Annotated in this window: 21 protein-coding genes; 6 read left to right on the top strand and 15 right to left on the bottom strand. The window is 67.9% G+C overall.

The window, feature by feature from the left end; translation table 11 throughout:
• Window positions 1–320 precede the first annotated feature (320 nt).
• Window positions 321–2,351: a putative bifunctional diguanylate cyclase/phosphodiesterase gene (locus tag ACCD11_RS16085; protein ID WP_413314637.1), complete on the top strand. Its 2,031-nt coding sequence runs from the start codon at window positions 321–323 to the stop codon at window positions 2,349–2,351.
• Window positions 2,352–2,357: 6 nt separating this feature from the next.
• Here ACCD11_RS16085 and ACCD11_RS16080 read toward each other — a convergent pair whose 3' ends face one another.
• The 4 genes from ACCD11_RS16080 to ACCD11_RS16065 are packed head-to-tail and all read right to left on the bottom strand — an operon-like array spanning window position 2,358 to window position 7,023.
• Window positions 2,358–3,584, bottom strand: coding sequence for a M20 family metallopeptidase (locus tag ACCD11_RS16080; protein ID WP_413314636.1), 1,227 nt, complete (start codon window positions 3,582–3,584; stop codon window positions 2,358–2,360).
• A 20-nt stretch (window positions 3,585–3,604) separates the two neighbouring features.
• Window positions 3,605–5,383 carry a 2-oxo-4-hydroxy-4-carboxy-5-ureidoimidazoline decarboxylase gene (gene uraD, locus ACCD11_RS16075; RefSeq protein ID WP_413314635.1) on the bottom strand — a complete coding sequence of 593 codons (1,779 nt, stop codon included), beginning with the start codon at window positions 5,381–5,383 and terminating at the stop codon, window positions 3,605–3,607.
• Window positions 5,380–6,342: an allantoinase PuuE gene (gene puuE / locus ACCD11_RS16070; protein WP_413314634.1), complete on the bottom strand. Its 963-nt coding sequence runs from the start codon at window positions 6,340–6,342 to the stop codon at window positions 5,380–5,382. Before puuE ends, uraD begins: the two co-directional genes overlap by 4 nt.
• A gap of 6 nt (window positions 6,343–6,348) precedes the next feature.
• The gene (locus ACCD11_RS16065) at window positions 6,349–7,023 is read right to left on the bottom strand and encodes a GntR family transcriptional regulator (protein WP_007838350.1); all 675 of its coding nucleotides are present in this window, start codon (window positions 7,021–7,023) and stop codon (window positions 6,349–6,351) included.
• Window positions 7,024–7,105: 82 nt separating this feature from the next.
• Here ACCD11_RS16065 and uraH point away from each other — a divergent pair, with 82 nt between their 5' ends.
• Window positions 7,106–7,456, top strand: a complete 351-nt coding sequence (gene uraH / locus ACCD11_RS16060) for a hydroxyisourate hydrolase (protein WP_413314632.1) — start codon at window positions 7,106–7,108, stop codon at window positions 7,454–7,456.
• A 119-nt stretch (window positions 7,457–7,575) separates the two neighbouring features.
• Here uraH and ACCD11_RS16055 read toward each other — a convergent pair whose 3' ends face one another.
• A complete protein-coding gene (locus tag ACCD11_RS16055; protein ID WP_413314631.1) occupies window positions 7,576–8,076 on the bottom strand; it encodes a hypothetical protein in 501 nt (166 codons plus the stop codon).
• Window positions 8,077–8,128: 52 nt separating this feature from the next.
• On the opposite strand from ACCD11_RS16055, the gene xdhC reads away from it, so the two are divergent.
• The 3 genes from xdhC to ACCD11_RS16040 all read left to right on the top strand — a co-directional run bounded on the left by xdhC (window position 8,129) and on the right by ACCD11_RS16040 (window position 11,762).
• Window positions 8,129–8,938 (top strand): xanthine dehydrogenase accessory protein XdhC, encoded by an 810-nt coding sequence (gene xdhC / locus ACCD11_RS16050; RefSeq protein ID WP_007830607.1) that lies wholly within the window; start codon window positions 8,129–8,131, stop codon window positions 8,936–8,938.
• A 214-nt stretch (window positions 8,939–9,152) separates the two neighbouring features.
• Window positions 9,153–10,358 carry a urate hydroxylase PuuD gene (locus tag ACCD11_RS16045; protein WP_007830605.1) on the top strand — a complete coding sequence of 402 codons (1,206 nt, stop codon included), beginning with the start codon at window positions 9,153–9,155 and terminating at the stop codon, window positions 10,356–10,358.
• Between the two features lie 63 nt (window positions 10,359–10,421).
• The gene (locus tag ACCD11_RS16040) at window positions 10,422–11,762 is read left to right on the top strand and encodes a glycerate kinase (RefSeq protein ID WP_413314629.1); all 1,341 of its coding nucleotides are present in this window, start codon (window positions 10,422–10,424) and stop codon (window positions 11,760–11,762) included.
• Window positions 11,763–11,774: 12 nt separating this feature from the next.
• Here ACCD11_RS16040 and ACCD11_RS16035 read toward each other — a convergent pair whose 3' ends face one another.
• Entirely contained in the window at window positions 11,775–12,362 is a 588-nt protein-coding gene (locus ACCD11_RS16035) for a phospholipid scramblase-related protein (protein WP_007830600.1), read from the bottom strand.
• 235 nt (window positions 12,363–12,597) lie between these two features.
• Between ACCD11_RS16035 and ACCD11_RS16030 the strand changes: the two genes are divergently transcribed.
• On the top strand, window positions 12,598–14,040 hold the full coding sequence (locus ACCD11_RS16030) for an NAD-dependent succinate-semialdehyde dehydrogenase (protein WP_413314628.1): 1,443 nt from the start codon (window positions 12,598–12,600) through the stop codon (window positions 14,038–14,040).
• Between the two features lie 6 nt (window positions 14,041–14,046).
• Here ACCD11_RS16030 and ACCD11_RS16025 read toward each other — a convergent pair whose 3' ends face one another.
• The 9 genes from ACCD11_RS16025 to ACCD11_RS15985 all read right to left on the bottom strand — a co-directional run bounded on the left by ACCD11_RS16025 (window position 14,047) and on the right by ACCD11_RS15985 (window position 24,668).
• A complete protein-coding gene (locus ACCD11_RS16025; protein WP_007830598.1) occupies window positions 14,047–14,763 on the bottom strand; it encodes an MgtC/SapB family protein in 717 nt (238 codons plus the stop codon).
• A 130-nt stretch (window positions 14,764–14,893) separates the two neighbouring features.
• Entirely contained in the window at window positions 14,894–17,659 is a 2,766-nt protein-coding gene (gene mgtA / locus ACCD11_RS16020) for a magnesium-translocating P-type ATPase (protein WP_413314627.1), read from the bottom strand.
• Window positions 17,660–17,877: 218 nt separating this feature from the next.
• On the bottom strand, window positions 17,878–18,072 hold the full coding sequence (locus tag ACCD11_RS16015; protein WP_007830596.1) for a hypothetical protein: 195 nt from the start codon (window positions 18,070–18,072) through the stop codon (window positions 17,878–17,880).
• 342 nt (window positions 18,073–18,414) lie between these two features.
• Window positions 18,415–18,837 (bottom strand): acyl-CoA thioesterase, encoded by a 423-nt coding sequence (locus ACCD11_RS16010; RefSeq protein WP_056589539.1) that lies wholly within the window; start codon window positions 18,835–18,837, stop codon window positions 18,415–18,417.
• Window positions 18,837–20,138: a TRAP transporter large permease gene (locus ACCD11_RS16005; RefSeq protein ID WP_007830589.1), complete on the bottom strand. Its 1,302-nt coding sequence runs from the start codon at window positions 20,136–20,138 to the stop codon at window positions 18,837–18,839. The genes ACCD11_RS16010 and ACCD11_RS16005 overlap by 1 nt, the downstream gene beginning before the upstream one ends.
• A complete protein-coding gene (locus ACCD11_RS16000) occupies window positions 20,135–20,659 on the bottom strand; it encodes a TRAP transporter small permease (RefSeq protein ID WP_237726055.1) in 525 nt (174 codons plus the stop codon). The genes ACCD11_RS16005 and ACCD11_RS16000 overlap by 4 nt, the downstream gene beginning before the upstream one ends.
• 3 nt (window positions 20,660–20,662) lie before the next feature.
• Window positions 20,663–21,739 carry a TRAP transporter substrate-binding protein gene (locus ACCD11_RS15995; protein WP_413314624.1) on the bottom strand — a complete coding sequence of 359 codons (1,077 nt, stop codon included), beginning with the start codon at window positions 21,737–21,739 and terminating at the stop codon, window positions 20,663–20,665.
• A gap of 46 nt (window positions 21,740–21,785) precedes the next feature.
• On the bottom strand, window positions 21,786–23,027 hold the full coding sequence (locus ACCD11_RS15990; RefSeq protein WP_413314622.1) for an alpha-hydroxy acid oxidase: 1,242 nt from the start codon (window positions 23,025–23,027) through the stop codon (window positions 21,786–21,788).
• Window positions 23,028–23,051: 24 nt separating this feature from the next.
• On the bottom strand, window positions 23,052–24,668 hold the full coding sequence (locus ACCD11_RS15985) for an indolepyruvate oxidoreductase subunit beta family protein (RefSeq protein ID WP_413314620.1): 1,617 nt from the start codon (window positions 24,666–24,668) through the stop codon (window positions 23,052–23,054).
• Window positions 24,669–24,676 lie beyond the last annotated feature (8 nt).

The following is a 24,676-nucleotide window of genomic DNA, read 5'->3' as shown; positions in this document are numbered from 1 at the left end:
GTCGCCGACGGTCCAGCGCCCGTCCGTGCCGCCCGGGCGCTGGAGCCGCCTCCGCCGCCGCAACCGGCAAGCGCGAGCGTGCCGATGGCGAGCGTGGAGAACAGGCTGCGGCGGAAGGGCAGGGTGGTTGGGAGAGCAGTCGGGAAGGTGGACATGGCGGGCTTGAAAAAAGCGACGCGCACCTGGAGTGCGCGTCTCTGCGAAAGCCGCGAGTCTGGGATGGGGCCATGACATCCGGGTGAAAGTCGAACGAAAGTTCGTTGTTACCGCGCACCAGTCGGCGCGCCGGCGTGGCCCGCGCCCTAAACTGTGCTCCTTTCATGATTCCCCGCGCGCCTTCTCCCGAGCTCACTGCTTCCGTCGACGACCTGGTGCTGTCCCGCACGGTGCGCACCGACCAGCTCGTGGCGATACGCCGCAGCGTGCTGCGGGCCATTCCGATCAACGTGGTGCTGAGCTGCGCGGCGGCGCTGATCGCCGTCAACGCCGGCCGGGCGTTCGAAGGGCTGTGCTGGCTGCTGCTGTCCCTCATGGTGAACGGACTGCGCCGCTACATCTGCCGCTGGCCGTTCGCACCGTCGCCGGGCACCACGCCCGACAGCAGCGTCGCCACATCGCCGATCGCCCGCCCGGTCGAATGGCACCTGCGGTTGACAGCCGGCCTGGCCGCGGTGTCGGGCTGTGTGTGGGCGCTTATTCCGCTGCTGTGCGACGGCTACTCCTCGCCGCAGGCGGTGTTCTACCTGACGGTGGTGTGCGGCATCTGCGCCGGGGCGGTCACCTATGGCATCGCCTATGCGCTCGTGCCCATCGGCTTCATCACGCCGGCGCTGCTGTCGGTGGCGGGCTGCCTGGCGTATGCGGGCGGCTTCGACAACCTGTGCCTGGCGGCGCTCGTGCTGCTGTACCTCGGGGCGCTGGGGCGCGGCGCGCTGCACAGCGACAAGGCCTTCCGCGAAGGCAGCCGCATCCGCAACGAAGCCACCGCCATGGCCGCCCAGCTGCGGCTGGCGCACGCGCTCTCGCTGGATGCAACGCAGCAACTGGCCTTCCGGGCCTCGCACGATTCGCTTACCGGCCTGTTCAACCGTGAGGGCTTCACCGAGGCCGCGACGCTGCGCATCGCCACGACCGATGGCCGCCAGCACGGCCTGCTGCTGCTCGACCTCGACGGCTTCAAGGCGGTGAACGACGCCTTCGGCCACAAGGCCGGCGACCGCGTGCTGCAGGACGTGGCCCGCTGGCTGCAGCGGGAAACCGCAGACATGCAGGCGGTCCTCGGGCGCTGGGGCGGCGACGAATTCGCGCTGCTCTACAGCCTGTGGGGCGAGCGGCAGGCGCCCACGGCCATCGCGCAGGGGCTGATCCGTTCGGTTTCCTTCGCCACGGCGCACTACGGCGGTCACCTGGGCGTGAGCATCGGCATCTCGGTGTCGGGCGAGGCCGAGATCGCCGACATGATCAGTTTTGCCGACGAGGCGCTCAACGAGGCCAAGCGCCTCGGGCGCAACCGCTGCCAGCTCTTCGACAAGGCGCTCAACCAGCGGCTGGCCACGCGGCGGGACGTGGAGCGCGACCTGCTGCGCGCTATCGAGGCGCGCGATATCGGCGTGTGGTTCCAGCCGATCATGAACAGCGACGGCTGCGAGGTCCACAGCCTCGAGGCGCTGATGCGCTGGAACCACCCGCGCCACGGCCAGATCGCTCCCGAGGAAGTGATCTACGCGGCCGCGAGCACCGGCGTGGCGGAGCCGCTGCTGCGGCACCTGGTCGACGAGGCCTGCCTGGCCATGCGCCAGCTCGAGGCCGCGGGCTCCAGCCTGGCCGCAGCGCCGGTCGCCATCAACGTCTCGCCACGCGAGATGGCGCAGCTCGCGGTCGACGACATCGTGCTGGGCATGCTGAAGGAGCGCGGCATCGCGCCGCGCCGGCTGCAGATCGAGATCACGGAAGAGGTGGCGCTCGACACCCATGCCACGCGCGGCCGGTTGAGCACGCTGTCGGCCGCGGGCGTGGCGATCGTGGTCGACGACTTCGGCGTGGGCTATTCGTCGCTGGCGTCGCTGCGCAGCGAGCACGTGCGGCAGGTGAAGATCGACCGCAGCTTCACGCTCGGCCTGTCGTCCTCACCGGGCAACGTGGTGCTGGTGGATGCCATCGTCCAGCTCGGCCGTTCGCTGAACATCCAGGTCGTGGCCGAAGGCGTCGAAACGCAGGACGAGCTCGAGGCACTGCGCGCGCTGGGCTGCAAGCTGGTGCAGGGCTACCACCTGGCGCGGCCCGCGCCGCTGTCCGAACTGATGGCGTGGGCGGCTTCGCGGGCGCTGCCGGCGCACGCCAAGGGCGCCTGAGCCGGATCAGGCCAGCAGGTCGCAGAGCGTGCGCGCGATCACCTTGGTGGCGCGGCGCAGGTCTTCGAGCACCACGCGCTCGTCGCTGCGCTTGGCATGCGACTCGAGCACGGTGCGCGGGCCGGCGCCGTAGATCACGCCAGGAATGCCGGCTTCGACGTACAGGCGCACGTCGGTGTACAGCGGCGTGCCCATGGCCTTGATCGGCTCGCCGAACAGCTCGCCGCCGTGCTTCTGGATGGCATCGACCAGCGGCTTGTTGCCGGCCAGCGGCTGCATCGAGTTGGCGAGCAGCAGGCGCTTGATCTCGACCGTGATGCCCGCGCTTTCGGCGGCGGCATCGGCGATCACCTTGCGGATCGTGGCTTCGACCTCGACCGGGTTCTCCTCGGGGATCATGCGGCGGTCGAGCTTGAACACCACCTTGCCCGGAACCACGTTGGTGTTGGTGCCGCCCTCGATGCGGCCGACGTTGAGGTACGGGTGCGTGATGCCCTCGACCTTCGACGTCACCTGCTGGTAGAGCATGTTCTGCGCATAGAGCGCGTTGAGGATCTTCGTGGCGCCCTGCAGCGCATCGACGCCGGTGGTCGGAATGGCGGCATGGGCCATCTTGCCGTGCACCGTCACTTCCATCTGCAGGCAGCCGTTGTGCGCGGTGACCACTTCGTAGCTGAAGCCGGCCGCGATCATCAGGTCGGGCTTGGTCAGGCCGTTCTTGAGCAGCCAGCCCGGGCCGAGGATGCCGCCGAATTCTTCGTCGTAGGTGAAGTGCAGCTCGACGCTGCCCTTGGCCGGTTTTGCTACCGCTTCGAGCGCGCGCAGCGCGAAGGTGAAGCTCGCGAAGTCGCTCTTGCTGACCGCGGCGGCGCGGCCGTAGAGGCTGCCGTCGGCGATCTCGCCGCCGTACGGGTCGTGCGTCCAGCCTTCGCCGGGCGGCACCACGTCGCCGTGGGCATTCAGCGCGACGGTACGGCCTTCGCTGCCGTACTTGCGGCGCACGATCAGGTTGGTGATCGATTCGAGGCCGTACTCCTTCACATCCTGCGCGGGCACGGCGTGCTTCTCGGCGTCGAGGCCGAAGTCCTTCAGCAGTTCGGCGGTGCGTTCGGCGTGCGGCGCGTTGTTGCCGGGCGGCGTGTCGGTGGGCACGCGCACCAGTTGCTGCAGGAACTGCACTTCCTCGTCGAAATGGGCGTCGATCCAGGCGTCGAGTTTGGCGTAGTCGGTCATGGTTGTTCTTCTGTGGTCGGTCAGTGGGCTTGCTCGGTGGCGAGGTTGTCCAGCAGGAGCTGGAATGCTTGCACCGCCAATTGAATATCGTCGTTGGTGCTCGATTCGAGCGGGTTGTGGCTGATGCCCGAGTTGATGCCGCGCACGAAGAGCATGGCCTGCGGCATCACCTCGTGCAACTTCATCGCGTCGTGGCCGGCGCCGCTGGGCATGCGGAAGAGCGGAATGCCGAGGGCGTCCACGGCTTTCTCCCAGCGCTGCTGCCAGGCGGGTGCGCTGGGCGCGGCAGCGGCGCGCATCGTCTCCTCGAGCTCGTAGCGAACGCCGCGGCGCTCGCAGATGTCCTTCAGTGCGTTGACCACGTCGTTGGCCAGCGCGTCGCGCTGCGCATTGTTGGGCGCGCGCAGGTCGAGGCTGAACTTGCAGCGCCCCGGCACCACGTTGATCGAGCCGCTGGGCACTTCGAGCATGCCAACGGTGCCGACCGAGTCCCCGTCCTTCGCGGCGCGCTGCTCGGTGTAGAGGATCAGTTCGGCTACCGCGGCGGCCGCGTCGCGGCGGCGGTCCATCGGCGTGGTGCCGGCGTGGCTGGCCATGCCGATGACCTCGCCCACGTAGCGCACGCTGCCGTTGATGGAGGTGACGATGCCCAGCGGCAGGTCGAGCTCGGTCAGCACCGGGCCCTGCTCGATGTGCACTTCGACGAAGCCGAGGTAGCGGGCCGGGTCGCGCTGGATCTTCGGAATGTCTTCCTGCTTCAGGCCCGCGTGCTGCATGGCCTCGCGCATGGTGATGCCGTCGGCATCCTTCTGGTCGAGCCAGCGCGGGTCGAAATGGCCGATGAGCGCGCCCGAGCCCAGGAAGGTCGCCTTGTAGCGCTGGCCTTCTTCTTCCGCGAAGCCCACCACCTCGAAGGCGAAGGGCAGGCGCCTGCCTTGCCGCTTGAGTTCGCGCACGCAGGCCATGGGCACGAAGATGCCGAGGCGGCCGTCGTACTTGCCGCCGTTGCGCACGGTGTCGTAGTGCGAACCGGTGAGCAGCGTCTTCGCGTCGGGCGTGCTGCCTTCATAGCGACCCACCACGTTGCCGACCGCATCGATGTCCACCGAGTCGAAGCCGCACTCGCGCATCCACGTGGAGATCTGCGCGGCGCAGGCACGGTGCGCATCCGTCAGGTAGGTGACGGTGAGCTGGCCCTTCTCGGCGTAGCCCGGGTCGGTGTGCACCGAGAGCTGCTCCTGCCAGTCCCACACGTCGTTGCCGAGCGTGACGTCGGCGGCGAACTTGTCGTCCAGGCGGATCTCGGCGATGCGGTGTATGTTGCGCAGCGCCTCGCCGAGTTCGAACCCAGGGTGGTTGTACAGCCGGCGCTCGAAGGTGTCGATGATCTCGCGCTTGGCCAGCCCCGTGCCGCGCGGGCCGCGCACCGCGAGGATGAACGGAAAGCCGAACTTCGCGTTGTAGTCGGCGTTGAGCTGCTGGATCTTCGCGAACTCCTCGGGCGTGCAGCCGGTCAGGCCGGCCTTGCTCTGCTCGTTGGTCGATTCGGCCGTCAGCGTCTTGCTGACCATGGCCTTGCCAGCGAGCTCGGGGTGGGCGCGGATGAGGCCGATCTGCTCGTCGGCCGACGACGCGGCCAGCGCCTGCACCATCGAATGCTTCAGGTGTGCGAGCGAGCGGAAGGGGCGCGCGGCGAGCGCGCGCTGCGCGATCCAGGGCGAGTGCTCGTAGATGCCGTCGAGCAGTGCGACGGCTTCGGCCGGCGCCGCGGCGTTGAGTTGGGCGATGGTGAGGCTCATGATGCGGCTCCGGCTTCGAAAGGATGCGCCTGCTTCCAGTGGCGCGCGATGTCGACGCGGCGGCAGACCCACACCTTGTCGTGCTTGGCGATGTGATCGAGAAAGCGCTGCAGTGCCGTGATGCGGCCGGGCCGCCCGAGCAGCCGGCAGTGCATGCCGATGCTCATCATCTTCGGGCTGTTGTCGCCATTCGGGTCGCCCTCGGCATAGAGCGCATCGAAGCTGTCTTTCATGTACTGGAAGAACGGATCGGCGTGCGAGTAGCCCTGCGGCAGCGCGAAGCGCATGTCGTTGCAGTCGAGCGTGTAGGGCACGATGAGCTGGGGCACCACGCTGCCGTCGGTCTTCTGCACCTTCATCCAGAAGGGCAGATCGTCGCCGTAGTAGTCGCTGTCGTATTCGAAGCCGCCGTAGTCGGCCACGAGGCGGCGCGTGCGCGGGCTGTCGCGGCCGGTGTACCAGCCAAGCGCCCGCTCGCCGGTGAGCTTCTCGATGGCTTCCATGCCCAGGCGCATGTGCTCGCGCTCGGTGGCTTCGTCGAGGTTCTGGTAATGAATCCAGCGCCAGCCGTGGCAGGCGATCTCGTGGCCGAGTTCCTTGAACGCAGCCGTGAGCTCGGGGTAGCGCTCCAGCGCCATGCCCACGCCGAACACGGTCAGCGGCAGGCCGCGCTTCTCGAACTCGCGCAGGATGCGCCACACGCCGGCGCGCGAGCCGTATTCGTAGATGCCTTCCATGCTGATGTGCCGGTCGGGAAAGCTCGCCGGGTTGAACATCTCGGAGAGGAACTGCTCGGAGCCCGCGTCGCCGTGCAGCGTGGCGTTCTCGCCGCCCTCTTCGTAGTTGAGGACGAACTGCACCGCGATGCGCGCGCCGCCCGGCCACTGGGCGTGCGGCGGGTTGCGGCCGTAGCCGACGAGGTCGCGCGGGTAGGGCAGGGTGGTGTCGTAGACGGTCATGGATGTTCAGGCCAGGGCGAGCGAGATGTCGTTGGTGGGGACCTTGCGGTCGAACGTGAGGTTGGCCTCGACGTGCTCCAGGTGTTCGGTCATGAGGCGCACGGCGCGTTCCTCGTCGCGCGCGGCCAGCGCCTTCACGATGTCGGCGTGCTCGTCGTTGGAGTGCTCGGCAGCGCTGGCGCTCTGGTACATCAGCGTGATGAGGGCACAGCGAGAGATGAGTTCGCCGAGGATCTGCGCCAGCACCTGGTTGCCCATGAGCTCGGCCATGCGCACGTGGAAGTCGCCGAGCAGCTCGGTGCGGCCCGAGATGTCCTCGCCCGACACGGCGGACTTTTCGAGCGCGACGTGTTCCTTCAGCGCCTTGATCTTGGCCGGCGTGACGGTGCGCACGAACTCGCGCGTCATCTCGGCCTCGAGCATGCGGCGCACAGCGAACACTTGCCTGGCCTCGTCGACCGCGGGCGCGGCCACGAAGGCGCCGCGCGCGGGTTCGAGGCGGATGAGCTTGTTCTGAGACAGCTGGAACAGCGCCTGGCGCACCAGCGTGCGCGACACGCCGAAATGATCGGCCAGCTTCTGCTCAGCCAGCTTGGTGCCGGGCTGAAGCCGGTGCTCGACGATGGCCTTCGTGAGGGCATCGACGATCGAACGGGTGGTGGAGGACTCCATGTTTTTCATGATAGACCCAAAGCCGGTAACTGTATACACTTTTGTCCACCGGAATTTCCCGCACCCGATTCGACATTCGAAGGAGCGCCCCATGGGCCTGAGCACTCACGTACTGGACACGATGCACGGCGGCCCGGCGGCCGGCATGGAGGTGGCGCTGTACACCACCGACGGCGACGCCGCCACGCTGGTGAAGCGCTTCACGCTGAATTCGGACGGCCGCAGCGACGGGCCGCTCTACGACAACAACTCGCTGAAGGCCGGCACCTACCGGCTGGTGTTCGACGTTGCGGGCTACTTCAAGGCCCGCGGCGTGAAGCTGCCCGAGCCGAATTTCCTGAACAGGGTGTCGCTGGACTTCGGCGTGGCGCACACCGACCAGCACTACCACGTGCCGCTGCTGGTGAGCCCGTGGAGCTACTCGACCTACCGCGGGTCTTGATGCTCGCCCCCAGGCTTCGCGCACTTCGTGTCGCTTCGCCAACCCCCTACCGGGGGCGGGCCGGCCGCTTCGGGCGGCCGTGCGCGGCGGCCCCCGCGCAAATGCCTCCGGGTGTGTCTTCAGTCCCCTTGCTGTTGGCCTTCAGTCAGGGTGTCGAGCTGGAAGCGCCCGCTCTTGTCCCACAGCCAGGTGTCGGTCCAGGTGACCGCGCCGAGGCGGGGGGCGGCGGGGAAGGGCGCGGCCTTCAGCACCATGCGCTCGATCTCGGCGATGACCTCGGGTGCATGCTTGGGCGCGCGCATCCAATGCAGCGACACCACCTTGCCGCCGGCATCGAGGTTGACCTGCAGTGTGCCGATGGCGTAGAGCATGGGCGGCAGCTGGCCGCTGTAGACGCGGGACTTGTTGGCGTCGTAGATGTGGCGTGCCGCATCGCGGCGGTACTCGCGCGCGGTGGCCGCATTCGAGGTGCGCGGCGCGGCGCCCGCCGCACTCCGTTCGGTCTTGGCCTCGCTCAATTGGCCGGGCACGGCCCCGGGGCCTGCGCAGCCGGCGAGCCAGAGTGCGGAAATGACGGATGCCACCAGGGCAAGGTGGCGCGGCGTAAGCTGACGGTTCATCGCAGGTTTATACCGTGAGTCTCGTGCAACCCCGCAACCGAAGGTGTCGGAAATGAACGGCATGGTCGATCAGCTGCTGGCCCGTCTTGCCCGCGAAGACGCGGTGCTGGTGCGCGTCGAGTCGACGCAGGGCTCGGCGCCGCGCGAGGCCGGCACCTGGATGGCGGTGTGGGCCGATGCGCTCACGGCCACCATCGGCGGCGGGCAACTCGAATTCCAGGCCACGAAGGAAGCGCGCGAACTGCTGGCCGGCATGCGCGCCCCCTTCGACGGCATCCAGCGCTATCCGCTCGGGCCCAGCCTGGGGCAGTGCTGCGGTGGCGTGATGTTCCTGTCGTACCAGCGCATCACGGCGGCCGATGCGCCGAGGCTGCAGCGCGAACTGGTCGCGCAACTCAAGCCCGTGGCGCTGTTCGGCGGCGGCCACGTGGGCGCCGCGCTGGCGCGCCTGCTGGCCGCGCTGCCGTTCGCGGTGCGCTGGATCGACAGCCGCGACGGCGTGTTCCCCGAAGAGCTGCCGGCACAGATCGACACCGAGCATTCCGAGCCCGTGCAGGACGCCGTGGCCGCGCTCGCGCCGGGCAGCCGCGTGCTGATCATGAGCTTCAGCCATGCCGAAGACCTCGACATCGTCATCGCCTGCCTCAAGCGCCTGCGCGAGCGCAACGACCTGCCGTACATCGGCCTGATCGGCAGCAAGACCAAGTGGGCCACCTTCAGCCACCGGCTCGAGGCGCGTGGCTTCACGGCCGACGAACTGGCGCGCATCACCTGCCCCATCGGCGTGCCCGGCATCACCGGCAAGGAGCCCGAGGTGATTGCCGTCGCGGTGGCGGCACAGTTGTTGCAATCGCTGGGCTGAACAGGGTTTTCCCCGGCGGCGACGCTCAAAAAACCAACCCGCCTCGTGTCAAAACTGTATACACTTTCGGTCCACAACAAGCCGCAGCGGAGCGAGGCCCATTTCATGGCGCCTGCGTTCGCGGCACTTTCTCTGCTTACAGCGCCCGCGGTGGTGAGCAGGCTGAAACCCTTTGGCGGCGTCTCCACGCGCCGAAAGGGCTGAGAGAGAGCACATGGAAAGCTACTACCTCGACTGGGCCAACCTGCTGCTGCGCTGGGTCCACGTCATCACCGCCATCGCCTGGATCGGCGCCTCCTTCTACTTCGTGATGCTGGACAACAGCCTCGAGAAACCGCAAGACCAGGAATCGCTCGACAAGGGCGTGGGCGGCGAGCAATGGGCCGTGCACGGCGGCGGCTTCTACAACATGCAGAAGTACGCGCTGGCGCCGAAGAAGCTGCCGGACCACCTGCACTGGTCGTACTGGGAGAGCTATTCGACCTGGATCACGGGTTTCTCGCTCTTCACCATGTCGTACCTGTGGAATGCGAGCACCTACCTGATCGACAAATCGAAGATGGACTGGCAGCCCGGCGCCGCCATCGGCGTGGCGCTGGCCTTCTTCGTCGTGTTCTGGATGGTCTACGACGGCATCTGCCAAGTCTTTGGCCGGCGCAAGAACGGCGACACCATTGTCGGCGTGCTGATCGCGCTCTTCATCGTTTTCGCGACCTGGCTGGCCTGCCAGTGGTTCGCGGGCCGCGCGGCCTTCCTGCTGGTGGGCGCCATGATGGCCACGACCATGAGCGGCAACGTGTTCTTCTGGATCATCCCCGGCCAGCGCAAGAACGTGCAGGCCCTGCGCGAAGGCCGCCCGGTTGACCCGGTGCACGGCCAGCGCGGCAAGCAGCGCAGCGTGCACAACACCTACTTCACGCTGCCGGTGCTGTTCGCGATGCTGAGCAACCACTACAGCTTCACCTACACGCACAAGTACAACTGGATCGTGCTGCTGCTGATCATGCTCGGCGGCGCGGCGATCCGGCAGTTCTTCGTGGTGCGCCACCGCTTCAAGCTGGGCAACGCGGGCAACCCGCTGCCCTACGCGCTGATCGGCATCGTGGTGCTGGGCCTGACCATCGTCTGGATGAAGCCCGAACCCGCGGCCGCGCCCGCCGTGGCTGCCGCCGCGCCCGCGGTGCCGTTCAAGGACGTGCAGAAGGTGCTCGAGCAGCGCTGCTACATGTGCCACGGCGCGGCCACGCAGATGAAGAACGTGCGCGTCGATTCGCCCGAACAGGTGGCCGCGAATGCGCAGGCGATCTACCAGCAGGTGGTGGTCACGAAGATCATGCCTATGAACAACGCCACGGGCATCACCGACGAAGAGCGGGCCCTCGTCAGCCGCTGGTTCCAGGCTGGCGCCAAGACAAACTAGACCGGGATCAAGAGTGCGGGGCGCCGTGCCCCGCACAATCGCCGGTTGGAGACAAGCAAAGCCATGACCGCATCGAATCCATCCTTCGGCCCCGCCCCCGATCCGCGCGAGGCCCCGCGCGCCTTCCTCGAACACATCTACCGCGTGGCGGTGGACCGTGCACTGCCGCTTTCCACCTTGGGGGCCCACCTGCCGCCCCCGCCCAAGGGCCGCACGCTGGTGCTGGGCGCCGGCAAGGCCGGCGGCTCGATGGTGCAGGCGCTCGAAGCCCTGTGGCCGGCCGATGCGCCGCTGTCGGGGCTCGTCGTCACGCGCTACGACCACATTCCGCCGCGGCCCGAAGGCGTGCCGCAGCGCATCGAGATCGTCGAGGCCGCGCACCCCGTGCCCGACGCGGCCGGCCAGCAGGCCGCCGAACGCATCCTCGCGCTGACGCAGGGCCTGACGGCCGACGACCTCGTGCTGTGCCTGATCTCGGGCGGCGGCTCGTCACTGCTGGTGCTGCCGGCCGAGGGCCTGACGCTGGCCGACAAGCAGCGCATCAACAAGCAACTGCTCGAAAGCGGCGCGGGCATCGGCGAGATGAACTGCGTGCGCAAGCACCTGTCGCGCATCAAGGGCGGCCGGCTGGCGGCCGCATGCGCGCCGGCCCGCGTGGTGACACTGACGATCAGCGACGTGCCCGGCGATGACGCGGCCGTCATCGCGAGCGGCCCAACCGTGCCCGATGCGAGCACCTGCGCCGACGCGCTCGCGATCCTCGACCGCTACGGCATCGAGGTGCCTGCGCCGGTGCGCGCCCGGCTCGAAAGCGGCGAACTCGAAACGCCCAAGCCTGACGATGCCGTGTTCCGGGGCCACGCAACCCACATGATCGCAACGCCGCAGCAGTCGCTCGAAGCGGCGGCCAGGGCGGCGCGCGAGGCCGGTATCGCGGCGCACATCCTCAGCGACGAAATGGAAGGCGAGTCGCGCGAAGTCGGCAAGGTGCATGCCGCGCTGGCCCGCGCCGTCGCACACCGCGGCGAGCCGTTCGCGCGGCCCTGCGTCATCCTTTCCGGCGGCGAGACGACAGTCACGATCCGCCCGCGCCAGCCCGGCCAGGCCAAGGGCCGCGGCGGCCGGGCCGGCGAGTTCTGCATGGGCCTGGCTGGCGCGCTCATGGGCCAAGCGCAGGTGTGGGCGCTGGCCGCCGATACCGACGGCATCGACGGCGTGGAAGACAACGCCGGCGCCTTCGTAACGCCCGACACGCTGGCGCGCGCCACGGCCGCTGGCAAGAAGCTGTCGGACCACCTCGACCGCAACGACGCGTACGGCTACTTCGACGCCATCGGCGACCTGTTCGTGACGGGCCCGACGCACACCAACGTCAACGACTTCCGCGCCCTGCTGGTGCTGTAGGCAGGAAGCGCCTCACTCCTTGAGGACCATGTCGATGCACATCACCGCCGCCACGATCAGCAGGCGGCGGGCGTCGTTGGCCGGCACGCCCGGATCGATCGACAGCATGTAGTTGTCGGCGGTGGTGAACAGTTCCTTGCCCAGCCCGGCCCACTTCTTGGACACGGCAGCGAACTCGGTGCTGTCCTGCACGAAGCGGAAATCCCAGCTGGTCCACTTGCCCCTGAGCGTGCAGGCGATCCGCTCCTGTGCGTCGAGCACATCGAACTTGCCGCCGATGGAGAAGAGCTTCTGCTTGAACGAGCCGACGACCCGGTCGTTGCCGTCGAGCACCTGCACCTTCGACAGGAAGATGGACACGCCGCGCTTGACCGACAGCACCTTCTGCCCCTCGGGCGTGGACACGACCACGTCGAAGGGCGTGAAGCGCTTGTAGTCGGTGAAGCGCAGCAGCTTGCTGAAAAAGCCGAGGTTCGGCTCGCGGCATTCCAGAATCTTCTGCTGCGAGTGCGGATCGAAGATGTCGTAGTTGTTGGCGGCCTTGAAGATGCCGACGTGTTCCTTGATGAAGAACAGGTTGTTGCTGAGCGCTGCGTGCATGGATTTCCCTCGGTCCTCTGTGTGTTGGTTTGGCGGGGATTATGTTCGGCGCGCATGACTGCCCCATGCCCGGCCCGTGACCGGTGGTGGGCGGGGTTTGCGAACTCGGGTTAATCTATGCCCCCCGGCGGCCTGTGGCTGCCGTTGTCGCCGGCGCACCCTTGCGGGTGCCGCGTCGCACATCCAGATTCCCCATTCCTCCTTTCATCATCCAGTCCCGAAGGAAAAGTTCGCCATGACCGCCACCTACACCGACACCCGCCTGCTGATCGACAACGAATGGGTCGACGCCGTCGGCGGCAAGACGCTGGACGTCGTGAACCCGGCTACCGGCAAGGCCATCGGCAAGGTGGCGCACGCCAGCATCGCCGACCTCGACCGCGCCCTGGCCGCCGCCCAGCGCGGCTTCGACAAGTGGCGCAACACCCCCGCCAACGAGCGGGCCGCCGTGATGCGCCGCGCCGCGGGCCTGATCCGCGAACGCGCCGGCGACATCGCCAAGCTGCTGACGCAAGAGCAGGGCAAGCCGCTGGCCGAAGCCAAGGGCGAGACGCTGGCCGCCGCCGACATCATCGAGTGGTTCGCCGACGAAGGCCGCCGCGTGTACGGCCGCATCGTTCCCTCGCGCAACCTGGCCGCGCAGCAGCTCGTGCTGAAGGAGCCGCTCGGCCCCGTCGCAGCATTCACGCCGTGGAACTTCCCGATCAACCAGATCGTGCGCAAGCTCGGCGCCGCGCTGGCCACCGGCTGCTCGTTCCTGGTGAAGGCGCCTGAAGAAACCCCCGCATCGCCCGCCGCGCTGCTGCAGGCTTTTGTCGACGCCGGCATCCCGCCCGGCACCGTCGGCCTCGTGTTCGGCAACCCCGCCGAGATCTCGAACTACCTGATCTCGCACCCGATCATCCGCAAGGTCACGTTCACCGGCTCCACCCCGGTCGGCAAGCAACTGGCCGCGTTGGCCGGTTCGCACATGAAGCGCGTCACGATGGAACTGGGCGGCCACGCCCCGGTGATCGTGGCCGAAGATGCCGACGTTGCGCTGGCCGTCAAGGCCGCGGGCGCCGCCAAGTTCCGCAATGCGGGCCAGGTCTGCATCTCGCCGACCCGCTTCCTGGTGCACAACAGCCTGCGCGAAGAATTCGCCCGCACGCTGGTCAAGTACACCGAAGGCCTGAAGCTCGGCGACGGCCTCGCCGAAGGCACGACCATCGGCCCGCTTGCCAACGCGCGTCGCCTCACCGCAATGGCCCATGTGCTGGAAGACGCGCGCAAGAAGGGCGCCACCGTGGCGGCCGGCGGCGAACGCGTGGGCGACACGGGCAACTTCTTCGCCCCCACCGTGCTGACCGACGTGCCGCTGGACGCCGACGTGTTCAACAACGAGCCCTTCGGCCCCATTGCCGCCATCCGCGGCTTCGACACGCTCGAGGAGGCCATCGCCGAAGCCAACCGCCTGCCGTTCGGCCTGGCCGGCTATGCCTTCACCAAGTCGATCAAGAGCGCGCACCTGCTGAGCCAGAAGCTCGAGCTCGGCATGCTGTGGATCAACCAGCCCGCCACGCCTTCGCCGGAAATGCCGTTCGGCGGCGTGAAGGATTCGGGCTACGGTTCGGAAGGCGGCCCGGAAGCGCTCGAGGCTTATCTGAATACCAAGGCTGTTTCGATCCTCGGCGTTTGAGTCGGCTCACTCCTCGGCGGTGGCATTCCAGAAGGCTTGCTGCACGCCGTCGAGCGATTCGAGATCTTCAATGACACGGTCGAGCTCCGCGGGCTCGACCGCTGTCGCATAGAGCGTCGCACCGATCTCGGTGTCGGCCGGCCCGAACGGATGCTGGTCGACATCGCGCACCGGATAGTTCGCGGCTTCGAGCAACAGCAGCAGCTGGTCCATCACCTCGGGCCGTGCCGCGCGTGAACAGATCACGCGCACCACGTACGTTGCCTCGCTCGCTTCCTCGCTGATCGGCTGCCGGTTGATGCGGTTCACCACGGGCCGCAGCAGCGTGTTGCTCGCCAGCACGAACAGCGCCGCGATCAGTGCTTCCCCGAGCAGGTTCGCGCCCGCGCAGGCGCCCACCGCGGCCGACCCCCACAGCGTTGCCGCCGTGTTCAGCCCCGTGACGTTGGCGCCTTCCTTCATGATCGCGCCCGCGCCCAGGAAGCCGATGCCCGACACCACGTAGGCCACCACGCGCACTGCGCCGCCGCTGCCGTCGAGCCGGTTCGCCAGATCGACGAATACCGCAGCACCTACCGCCACCAGTGTGTTCGTTCGCAAGCCTGCAGTGCGTTGCCGAACCTGGCGCTCCAGGCCGATCAGCGAGCCGAGGATGAAGGCCGCCGCTACGCTGACGAAGGTGTCGAGCAGCGAGTGCAAGTTGATGTTCTGGATGGCTTGCATTGGATGGATCCCTTTCTTGTTGTGATTTCGGTGTGCAGTTTGTGGGGGCCGGGTGTCATGTGCATGTCACGGGGCGTTCGGGAGGCTGCTGTTCGGGGGGTGTTCACGCCCCGAACACTCAGCGGAAAGATCACTGCCACCCATACCGCCGCGCGTACCACCCCTTCACACCCTGCGTCAGCAGCGCATACCCGAGCAGCATCGCGACCAGCCAAGGGAAGTACATCAGCGGCAGCGCCTGCAGCTTGAAGTAGTGCGCCAGCGGCCCCATCGGCAGCCAGATGCCCACGGCCGCGATCGCCGCGCCCATGATCAGCAGCGGCCACGCCGCGCGGCTTTGCAGGAACGGGATCTTGCGCGTGCGGATCAGGTGCACGATCAGCGTCTGCGACAGCAGCCCTTCGACGAACCAGCCTGACTGAAAGAGCGTCTGGTGGCCCACCGTGTTGGCCGCGAACACGAACCACATCACCGTGAACGTGAGGATGTCGAACACCGAGCTCAGCGGCCCGAAGAACACCATGAAGCGCCCCAGGTCCGCCGGATTCCAGCGCTGCGGTGCCTTCAGGAATTCATCGTCCACGTTGTCGAACGGAATCGCGATCTGCGACACGTCGTACAGCAGGTTCTGCACCAGCAGATGCAGCGGCAGCATCGGCAGGAACGGAAGGAACGCACTCGCCACCAGCACCGAGAACACATTGCCGAAGTTCGAGCTCGCCGTGAGCTTGATGTACTTGAGCATGTTCGCGAAAGTGCGGCGCCCCTGCACCACGCCTTGCTCCAGCACCATCAGGCTCTTCTCCAGCAGGATGATGTCGGCCGACTCCTTGGCCACGTCCACCGCGCCGTCCACCGAGATGCCGATGTCCGCGGCGCGCAGCGCGGGCGCGTCGTTGATGCCGTCGCCCATGAAGCCGACAACGTGCCCGTTGGCATGCAGCGCGTGCACGATGCGCTCCTTGTGCGCGGGCGTGAGCTTGGCGAACACCTGGTGCTGTTCCACCAGCGTGCGCAGGTGGGCGTCGTCCAGCTCTTCGATCTCGCGGCCGAGCACCATGCGGCCGACCTCCAGTCCCACGTCGGCGCAGACCTTGCGCGTGACCAGCTCGTTGTCGCCGGTCAGCACCTTCACCGACACGCCATGCTCGGCCAATGCGCGCAGCGCCGGCGCGGTCGATTCCTTCGGCGGATCGAGAAAGGCCACGTAGCCGAGCAGCGTGAGCCCCGATTCGTCGGCCACGCCATAGGCCGGCTTCTGTGCCTCGGCCTTCAGCGAACGGCTGGCCACTGCCACCACGCGCAGGCCCTGTGCATTGAGCCCCGACGCCACGCGATGGATGCGCGCCAACACCTCGGCATCGAGCGCCAGCACCTCGGCGCCGCGCTCGACCGAGGTGCACACCGACAGGATCTCCTCCAGCGCGCCCTTGCAGATCAGCAGGTGCTCGCTGCCGCCGTTGGCCACCACCACCGACATGCGGCGGCGCGAGAAATCGAAGGGCACTTCGTCGATCTTGCGCCAGGCCGTCTGCAGGCGCGTCTCGAGCTGCATCTCGGCGTGGCTCAGAACGGCCTTGTCGAGCAGGTTCTTCAGCCCCGTCTGGTGAAAGCTGTTCAGGTAGGCCAGCTGCAGCACATGGTCCGACTCCTCGCCCCAGGCGTTGGTGTGGCGCTCGAGCACGATGCGGTCCTGCGTCAGCGTGCCGGTCTTGTCGGTGCACAGCACGTCCATCGCGCCGAAGTTGTGGATCGCCTCGAGCCGCTTCACGATCACCTTCTGGCGCGACATCACGACCGCGCCCTTGGCCAGCGTGGCCGTCACGATCATCGGCAGCATCTCGGGCGTGAGGCCGACCGCGATCGACAGCGCGAACAGCGCCGCCTCCCACCAGTCGCCCTTGGCCACGCCGTTGATCACCAGCACCAGCGGTGCCATCACCAGCATGAAGCGGATCAGCACCCAGCTCACGCGGTTGATGCCTGCCTGGAAGGCGCTGGTGCCGCGGTCGGTGGCCGTCACGCGCTGGGCGAGGGCACCGAAGAAGGTGCGGTCGCCGGTGTGCACGATCAGCGCGGTGGCCGTGCCGCTGATCACGTTGGTGCCCATGAAGAGCAGGTTCTCGCGCTCTAGCACGCCCGCTGATTGGTCGCCGCGGTCGACCACGAATTTCTCGACCGGCATGGCCTCGCCCGTCAGCGCGGACTGGCTGATGAACAGGTCCTTGGCGGTGAGCAGGCGGCAGTCGGCCGGGATCATGTCGCCGGCCGACAGCGCGATGACTTCGCCCGGCACCAGGTCGCGCATCGGCACCTCGACGCGCACCGTGCCGGCGTGCGTGGCGTCGAAGCCCTCGATGCCGGCCACGCCCGCCTTGTAGCCCGGCGCGGGTCGCAGCACGGTCGAGGTGTTGCTCACCATCGCCTTGAGCCGGTCGGCCGCCTTGTTGGAGCGCGACTCCTGCAGGAAGCGCAGCACCGTCGACAGCACGACCATGCTGCCGATCACGAGCGTGGCCTTCATGTCCTCGGTGACGTATGAGACCAGCGCCAGCACCGTCAGCAGCAGGTTGAACGGGTTGCGATAGCACTGCCACAGGTGCTGCCACCAGGGCAGCGGCTGCTCGTGGCGCACCTCGTTGCTGCCCAGGCGCTTGCGCAGCACTTGCGCATGGCCTTCGCTGAGGCCGCGAGGCGAGCTGTCGAGCCTGGCGAGCATGTCGCCCGCATCGGCGCGCGAAGCGGCGCTCAGCGCCCTGGCGATGTCGGGCGGCATGCTGGCGGAGCCGGTGCCGACGGGCTTCGAGCCCAGCAGCGTCTGCCAGCGCTCGAAGTGATGCAGCATGTGGCGGCTGCGCAGGAAGCTTTCGAAGAAAGACTTCAGGACGTTTTTCACGGGGTTCTCCTTCGGGGCGGCCGCCGCCCGCCCGGGGGAGAACCACCGGCCTCAACGAGCCAGGGGCAACCCTTTGCGAAGCGCGGCGGCGGGCCGCGTTGTTATTGCTGCAATCGATCGAAGCGAAGGGGGCGCGCTACGGCGCCAACGAGAGGCTGGGTCCATGGGGTGCTCCTGTATTGCTGGCAGGTCGAGGAAGGACGGGCGCGTGGAGCGGCTCAGCGGCGGCGCGTGCAGGTCGGCTGGAGCACGAGAAAGCTGCGGATGCGGCGTGTGGTCCACAACGCGGCGGCCTGGTCCAGCGCCGCATCGACGGCCGGCGCTGCGGCAGCATCGACGGTGCGTGCAGGCTCCTGCGCCGACGAGCGAACGCGCTGTTCGTGCGGCTGACGACAAAGATGAAAGTGACGCATGACAAGGCTCCTTCGCGTTGAAGGGCCTCGCGCACGGACGCACGCAAGCTGACTGAAAAAGTCAGTAACGAGAACGACGGGAATCGGGAGGAGGGAGCCGCTTGCCGCAAGGCAAGAGAGTCACGCTGTGTGCACACCGGCAACGCAGCGCGGGGGAGCCTGCGCTAGAGAGCCGGGTGTGTCACGCCTGCCGAGGCACGCGTCTTGTCACTGATCCAACTGGCACTGTCCACGCACGGGGCTCCGAAATGAAGATTCCGGATTGTTGCACTGCGGCATGCGGCGAGTCAACCCTTGGGACGGCGTTCCACGATGCGGTGCAAGGTCTTCTCGCGACGCGACCTATTCGCAGAGCGCGCGAATCGATGGCGGAATCTGCACCGCGCGAATGCCGCCGCCCTCACGCTTCGCAGCGAAGATCCGCACCTCTTCGCATTCGAGGATCAGGTCGTCCCCGCGCGTCGCCCGGTACGTCTGCACGAAGCTCTTCTCGCGCCACTCGGTGATGCGCACTGCGATGCGCAGCGTGTCGCCGTAGGTCGCCGCCTTCACGAAGCGCGTGTGCGTGTCGACCAGCGGCGTGCCGATCACGCCGAGCGTGCCCGTCGCTTCTTCCCAGCGCGGCACGCCGCATTCGGCAAAGAAATGCCGCGAGGCCGCATCGATCCAGCGGAAGAAGTTGGGAAACCAGACGATGCCGGCCGGGTCGCAGTCGCCGAATTCGATGCGCACGGTGTAGACGATTTCTTTGTCGCTGTTGCTCATCAGCCCATTCTCGTCGGCAGCCACAGGGCAATGATGGGGAACGCGATCAGGATCACCAGCCGCACGATGTCGGTCACGATGAACGGCAGCACGCCCTTGAAGATGGTGGTGAAGCTCACGTCCTTCACCACGCTCTTGATGACGAACACGTTCATGCCCACCGGCGGATGGATCAGCCCCAGCTCCACCGTCATCACGATGATCACGCCGAACCAGATCGGGTCGAAGCCCAGGTGCACGATCACCGGATAGATGATGGGCACGGTCAGGATGATCATGGCCATCGCGTCCATCAGGCAGCCGAGCACCAGGTACATCAGCATGATGAGCGCGAGCACGCCGTAGCGGCCGATGCCCAGGCCGGTGAGGAATTCGGTGAGCTTCTGCGGGCTCTGCGTGATGGTGAGGAAGTAGCCGAACAGCAGCGCGCCGATCAGCACCGTGAACACCGCCGCCGCCGTGCGCGTGGCCGAGAGCAGCGCCTCGCGGATCTTCGGGCCGTCGAGCTTGCGCCGCACCAGCCCGAGGATGAACGCGCCGCTCGCGCCCACGCCGCCCGCCTCGGTCGGCGTGAAGAAGCCGCCATACAGGCCGCCGATGACGAACACGAACAGCACCAGCGGCGCCCACACGTTCTTCAGGTCCTTGAAGCGCTCCGGCCACGGCTTGACCTCGCCGCCGGGCAGCCAGTCGGGCCGCAGCTTGACGATGATGGCAATGGTCATCACGTACATCGCCATCGCGAGAACGCCGGGCACGATGCCCGCCATGAAGAGCTTGCCGATGTCCTGCTGCGTGAGGATGGCGTACACCGCGAGCACCGTCGATGGCGGCAGGATCGCGCCCAGCGTGCCGCCCGCGGCGATCACGCCGGTGGAGAACGACTGCGGATAGTTGAAGCGCCGCATCTCCGGGTACGCCACCGCCGAGAACGTGGCGGCCGTGGCCACCGACGATCCGCAGATCGCCGCGAAGCCGCCGCACGCCACCACGGTGGCGACGCCGAGCCCGCCGCGCAGGTGGCCGATCATCGAGTTCGCGGCCTTGAAGAGCTCGCGGCTCACGCCCGACACCGACACCAGCGCGCCCATCAGCATGAACATCGGGATCACGCCGAAGGTGTAGTCGGTCACGGTGCGCATGGAGGTCTGGCCGACCAGTTTCAGCGCGGGGCCGGGGCCGACGAGGTAGCTGTAGCCGACCACACCCACCAGCCCCATCGCCATGCCGACCGGCACGCGCAACAGCATCAGGACAAAGAGGGCGACGAAACCCAGGACTGCAACTGCATCGGGGCTCATTCGTCGGCTTTCTGTTCAGCGTGGAGTTCTTCGAGCTGCTCCGGATGGAAGATCAGGCGGTAGGTGCGGATGGCGATCAGCAGCACCGCGCACACGTCGCCCGTCCAGGCCACGGCGTAGAAGGGCCAGGTCGGGATGTTGAGGTCGTAGGTCTGCACGTTGTCGACGTAGGTGCCGCGCACCTTGTCGAACAGCATGATGGTCTGCACCGCCACCACGAACAGCAGTACCAGCGTGGCGAACACGTCGATCACGCGCTTCATGCGCGGGCTCGCCGCCGTCCACACCAGGTCGACGGTGATGTGGCCGCCCCGGTAGCTGGTGGCTGCGATGCCCCAGAAGATCAGGATGCCCAGCAGCATGCGGCCGAAGTCGTACGCATCGGGAATCGAGGTGTCGAAGAACTTGCGCAGCACCACGGCCACGAAGATGTTGAGCGCGACGATCCCCACGAAGATGGCGGCAAGCCACTCAATCGTGCTGATCGCGCGGTCCATGTAGCTGGCGGACCGTGTAGCCATCGCTCAGAGCGCCGATTTGTACTTGACGAGGCTGGCCTTCAGTGCGTCCATGATGGCCTTCGGGTCTTCACCCACCTTCTTCACGCTCTCGGCCCATTGCGCTTCCGACGGCGCGGCCGCCTTGCGCCATGCATCGAGCTGCTCAGGCGTGAGCTTGTAGATCTCGTGGCCCGGCAGCGCGGCCATCTTGGCGTGCCCCGCGAACTCGAAGTCCGCCCACGGACCGGCCACCTTCTGTGCCCATTCGCTGGTGCAATGGCCGTCGATCACCTTCTTCTGCGCGGTGGACATGGCGTCGTACTTGCCCTTGTTCATCACCCACACGAAGGGCGTGACGTACAGCGGCACGTCCATGTGGTACTTCACCACCTTGTCGATCCCGAACAGGCCGATGGAGCCCCACGGAAAGGTGATGGCGTCGGCCACGCCGCGCTCCAGCATGTCGCGCGATTCGGGCGCGGAGGCCTGTACGTTGGTGCCGCCCAGCGAGGTGATGAGCTGGCCCACGGTGCTGGTGGCCGGGCGCACCTTCATGCCCTTGATGTCGGTGGGCACGGTGATCTTCTTGCGAGAGTGGAAGGTGCCGGGGTCGTGCACGAACGCGAAGCAGTACTTGACGTCCTTCATCTCCTTGGCCGCGTAGTTGCGGTACCAGGCGTCGATGGCGGCAGAGCCTTCCTTGCCGTTGGCGAAAAGGAAGGGCAGCGACGCACCCGCCATCACCGGGAAGCGGCCGGGCTGGTAGCCGGGGTTCACGTACGAGAAGTCGGCGATGCCGTCGCGCGCCATGTCGTAGTGGTCGAAGGCCTTGCCGAGCTGTTCCGACGGAAACAGGATCGCGGTGATGGTGCCGCCCGATTCCTTCTTGATGTCGTCGGCCCAGGCCTGTAGCGCGGGGTTGAGCGGGTGTTGCGCGGGCACCCAGCTCGACAGCTTGAGCTGCACCGGCTTGTCTTGCGCCTGCACGGCGGGCGTGCCCGCGACGAGCGCGGCGCAGGCTGCGAGCAGGGCGAGGGGGCGGATGCGGGCGATGCGTTGCGGACGCGTGCCGCGGCGGCGGGAATGGCGATTGGCTTTCATGGTCTCCTTCGTTATGGATGGCGTGAATCGTCGAGCTGGGGCGAGCCTAGGCAGGCGCGCGTGCGGGGTAAATGGAGGGTTTCCCGCGCGTGCCTTCCGAAGGCTGTTGCGCGAAGCCGTTCTGTGCGTCGGGCGAACGCGGTACGGGCTGGTCGACGTGGCGCGGCCCGAGTTCGCGCGGATGCGCCGCGCCGAGCAGCGTCATCGTGCGTTCGGTCTCCTGCGCCAGCAACTGCAGCACCGACAGCGCGCCCTGCCCGCCGTCGCAGGCCAGTCCATAGAGCGGCGCACGGCCAAGGAGGACCGCGCGAGCGCCCAGTGCGAGCGCCTTCGCGACGTCGCTGCCGCGCCGGATGCCGCCATCCACGAGCACGGGAATGCGGCCGCCGACCGCATCGGCAATGGCGGGCAGCGCTGCGATGCTGGCCGGTGCCGCGTCGAGCTGGCGTCCGCCGTGGTTCGAGACCACGATGCCGTCCGCGCCGTGCCGCACGGCACGCCGGGCGTCTTCCGCGCCCAGCAGGCCCTTGACGAGCAGCGGGCCGTCCCAGAGCCGGCGCAGCCACGCCAGGCTTTCCCAGGTCAGCGTGCGGTCCATGGTGCGCGAGAGCAGCGCGGCCTGGGCTTGCGGGGAGATGGGGGCGCCGTCGTCGTCGGGCAGCAGGTTGGCGAACCGCGGCATGCCACTGCGCGCGAGCCGCAGCAGCCATGCGGGGCGCCTCGCCATGTCGAGCACCGTGCCGGGCGTGAGCCGCATCGGCACGCGGAAGCCGTGGCGCAGGTCGCGTTCGCGCAGGCCGCCGACGGGCACGTCCACCGTGAGCACCAATGCCTCGAAGCCGGCGGCGCGCGCACGGTGCACGATGCGCTCGGCGATGGCCCGCTCGCCCATCACGTAGAGCTGCATCCACAGCGTGGCATTGGGGGCGGCGGTGCGAACGTCCTCGATGCGGGTGTTCGATGCCGTCGAGAGGATGAAGGGCACGCGCGCGGCCTGTGCGGCGCGGGCCAGCAACGCATCGGCATGCGGGCGCACGATGCCGGCCAGCCCGATGGGTGCGACCGCGAAGGGGGCGCGCCAGCGGCTGCCGAAGAGTTCGATGCCGATGTCCAACATGCTCGTGTCGCGCAGACACTCCGGGATCAGCGGCAATGCCTCCAGCGCATCGCGGTTGCGCCGGAGGCAGCGTTCGTCTTCCGCGCCGCCGTCGACATAGTCGAACACCAGGCGCGGCAGAACGCGCCGGGCACGGCGCCGGTAGTCCTCGACATTGAGCAGCAGTGCCATCGCAGGTGCCTTCTTCTTGCTGTCTCAGGCGCCGCCGATGGGCTTGCGCTTCATCCAGCGGATGGGCTGCGCCTTGACGGGGCGGGCGGGCGCGCCGTGTTCAACCAGCGCCGCATCGAGTGCCTTGCCTGCGTCGTCGGCCAGTGCGGCCGTGCGCGCGGCGGCGACGGCCCGCGTTCGCTCGGCCGGCGCAATGCCGGACTGTGCGGCGAGGTGGTCCGTCATGTGCAGCAGGTTCTCCTTGCCGCGTTCGTTGGTGCTGCCGTAACCCTTGATGAGCCGCCCGCACAGCGCCAGCTCGTGGCCCAGGGCCCACGCTTCGCGCGTGCCCGCCTCCACGGCGGCGAGCCAGCGTTCGATCAATGCCTGCTCCTCGGCAAAGCGGCTGCCGCGGCGGCGCAGCCAGCGCAGCGAAGCCAGCAGCCGCAGCGAGGCCATGCCGAACACCGAATGGCTGCCCACTTTCAGCGGCAGCGCCCACGGCGCGAGGCCGCGCGCCTGCCGGCCCCGGTCCCAGGTTGTCACGCGGCGTGACAGCGAAGGAGGCAGCAGCGCCGCGAACTCGGCGGCGCCGGGCTTGAAGTGGTCGTAGACCTTCACGATGTCGTCGTCGCCGGCCCGCACCTCTTGCCGCACCCGCTGTGCGCGGCTCGCGCGGCCCTTGAGTGCGGCCACGCGCACGATGTCGTCGAAGGCCATCCACAGCGCGAGCCAGCGCGCCATCTCCCGGGTGATGGCGAAGCCCTGCGTGCCGGCCGGGTCGGCGGCGCGCTCGGCGTCGAGCACGCGGGCCAGCCGGTCGGCGTAGAGCGCGGCGTAGGCGGCGTCCTGGTAGTCGAGCACGCGGGCATGGCCGAGCGCGAGCATGTCGTGCACGGCGGGCGGGAAGCGCCCTGCGAGGTCGGCGGGCAGGGCGCTGGCCGGCGGTGGCGCGTCGTTGGTGTCGCCGGCGAGCACGCTGCTGACGAACGCGGCCTGCACGCGCGGCGCACTCACCGCGTCGAAAGCCGCCGCAAAGCCGCGCAGGCTGGCGGCCGCCATCTTGCCGAGCTTGCCGGGTGCGCTGGTATCGCCGCCGCGCACCACGTGTTCATAGGCTTCACGTGGGAACGGGAACAACCCGCTGCCTGCGATGGCGCCGAGCATCACCGCGCTGACCACCGTGCCACTGTCGCGCGCGATGGCATTCATGTCGAACACATGGTGCTCGCGGCTGAATGCCTTTACCACGTCGACGAGGCGCTGCGCATCGGCGCGGCCGTCGCCGGGCTCCATGCGTTCGGCCGTCGTGAGGATGCGCGCCGACGAACTGATGACCAGCGTGCGCAGCGGCGCGCTCATGCCGTTGCCGATCTGGCGCGCGGTTTCGAGCAGCTCCGACGACACGATCGCATCGAGCGTGCCCGGCACCGGGCTCAGGCTGAACACCGGGCGCCTGCCGCCGAGCTGCGCGAGCGGCACGGGGAACACCTCGATGTAGTAGGTGGTGGCGCCGGTGCGCTGTGCAACGCCGGGGATCGACGTGCTCTGCGCGGCGTAGCCGGCGTGGCGCGCGATGTCGACCAGCCATTCGGTGAGCACGCCGCCGCCTTCGCCGCCGAGGGCGCAGACGAGCAGGGTGATGGGGCGGTTGTTCTCCATGACGTCGC

Source organism: Variovorax sp. Varisp36 (assembly GCF_047304235.1).
Classification (GTDB): Bacteria; Pseudomonadota; Gammaproteobacteria; order Burkholderiales; family Burkholderiaceae_C; genus Variovorax.
The sequence above is the reverse complement of the archived record's forward strand: the minus strand, read 5'-3'. Positions and strand labels throughout refer to the sequence as shown.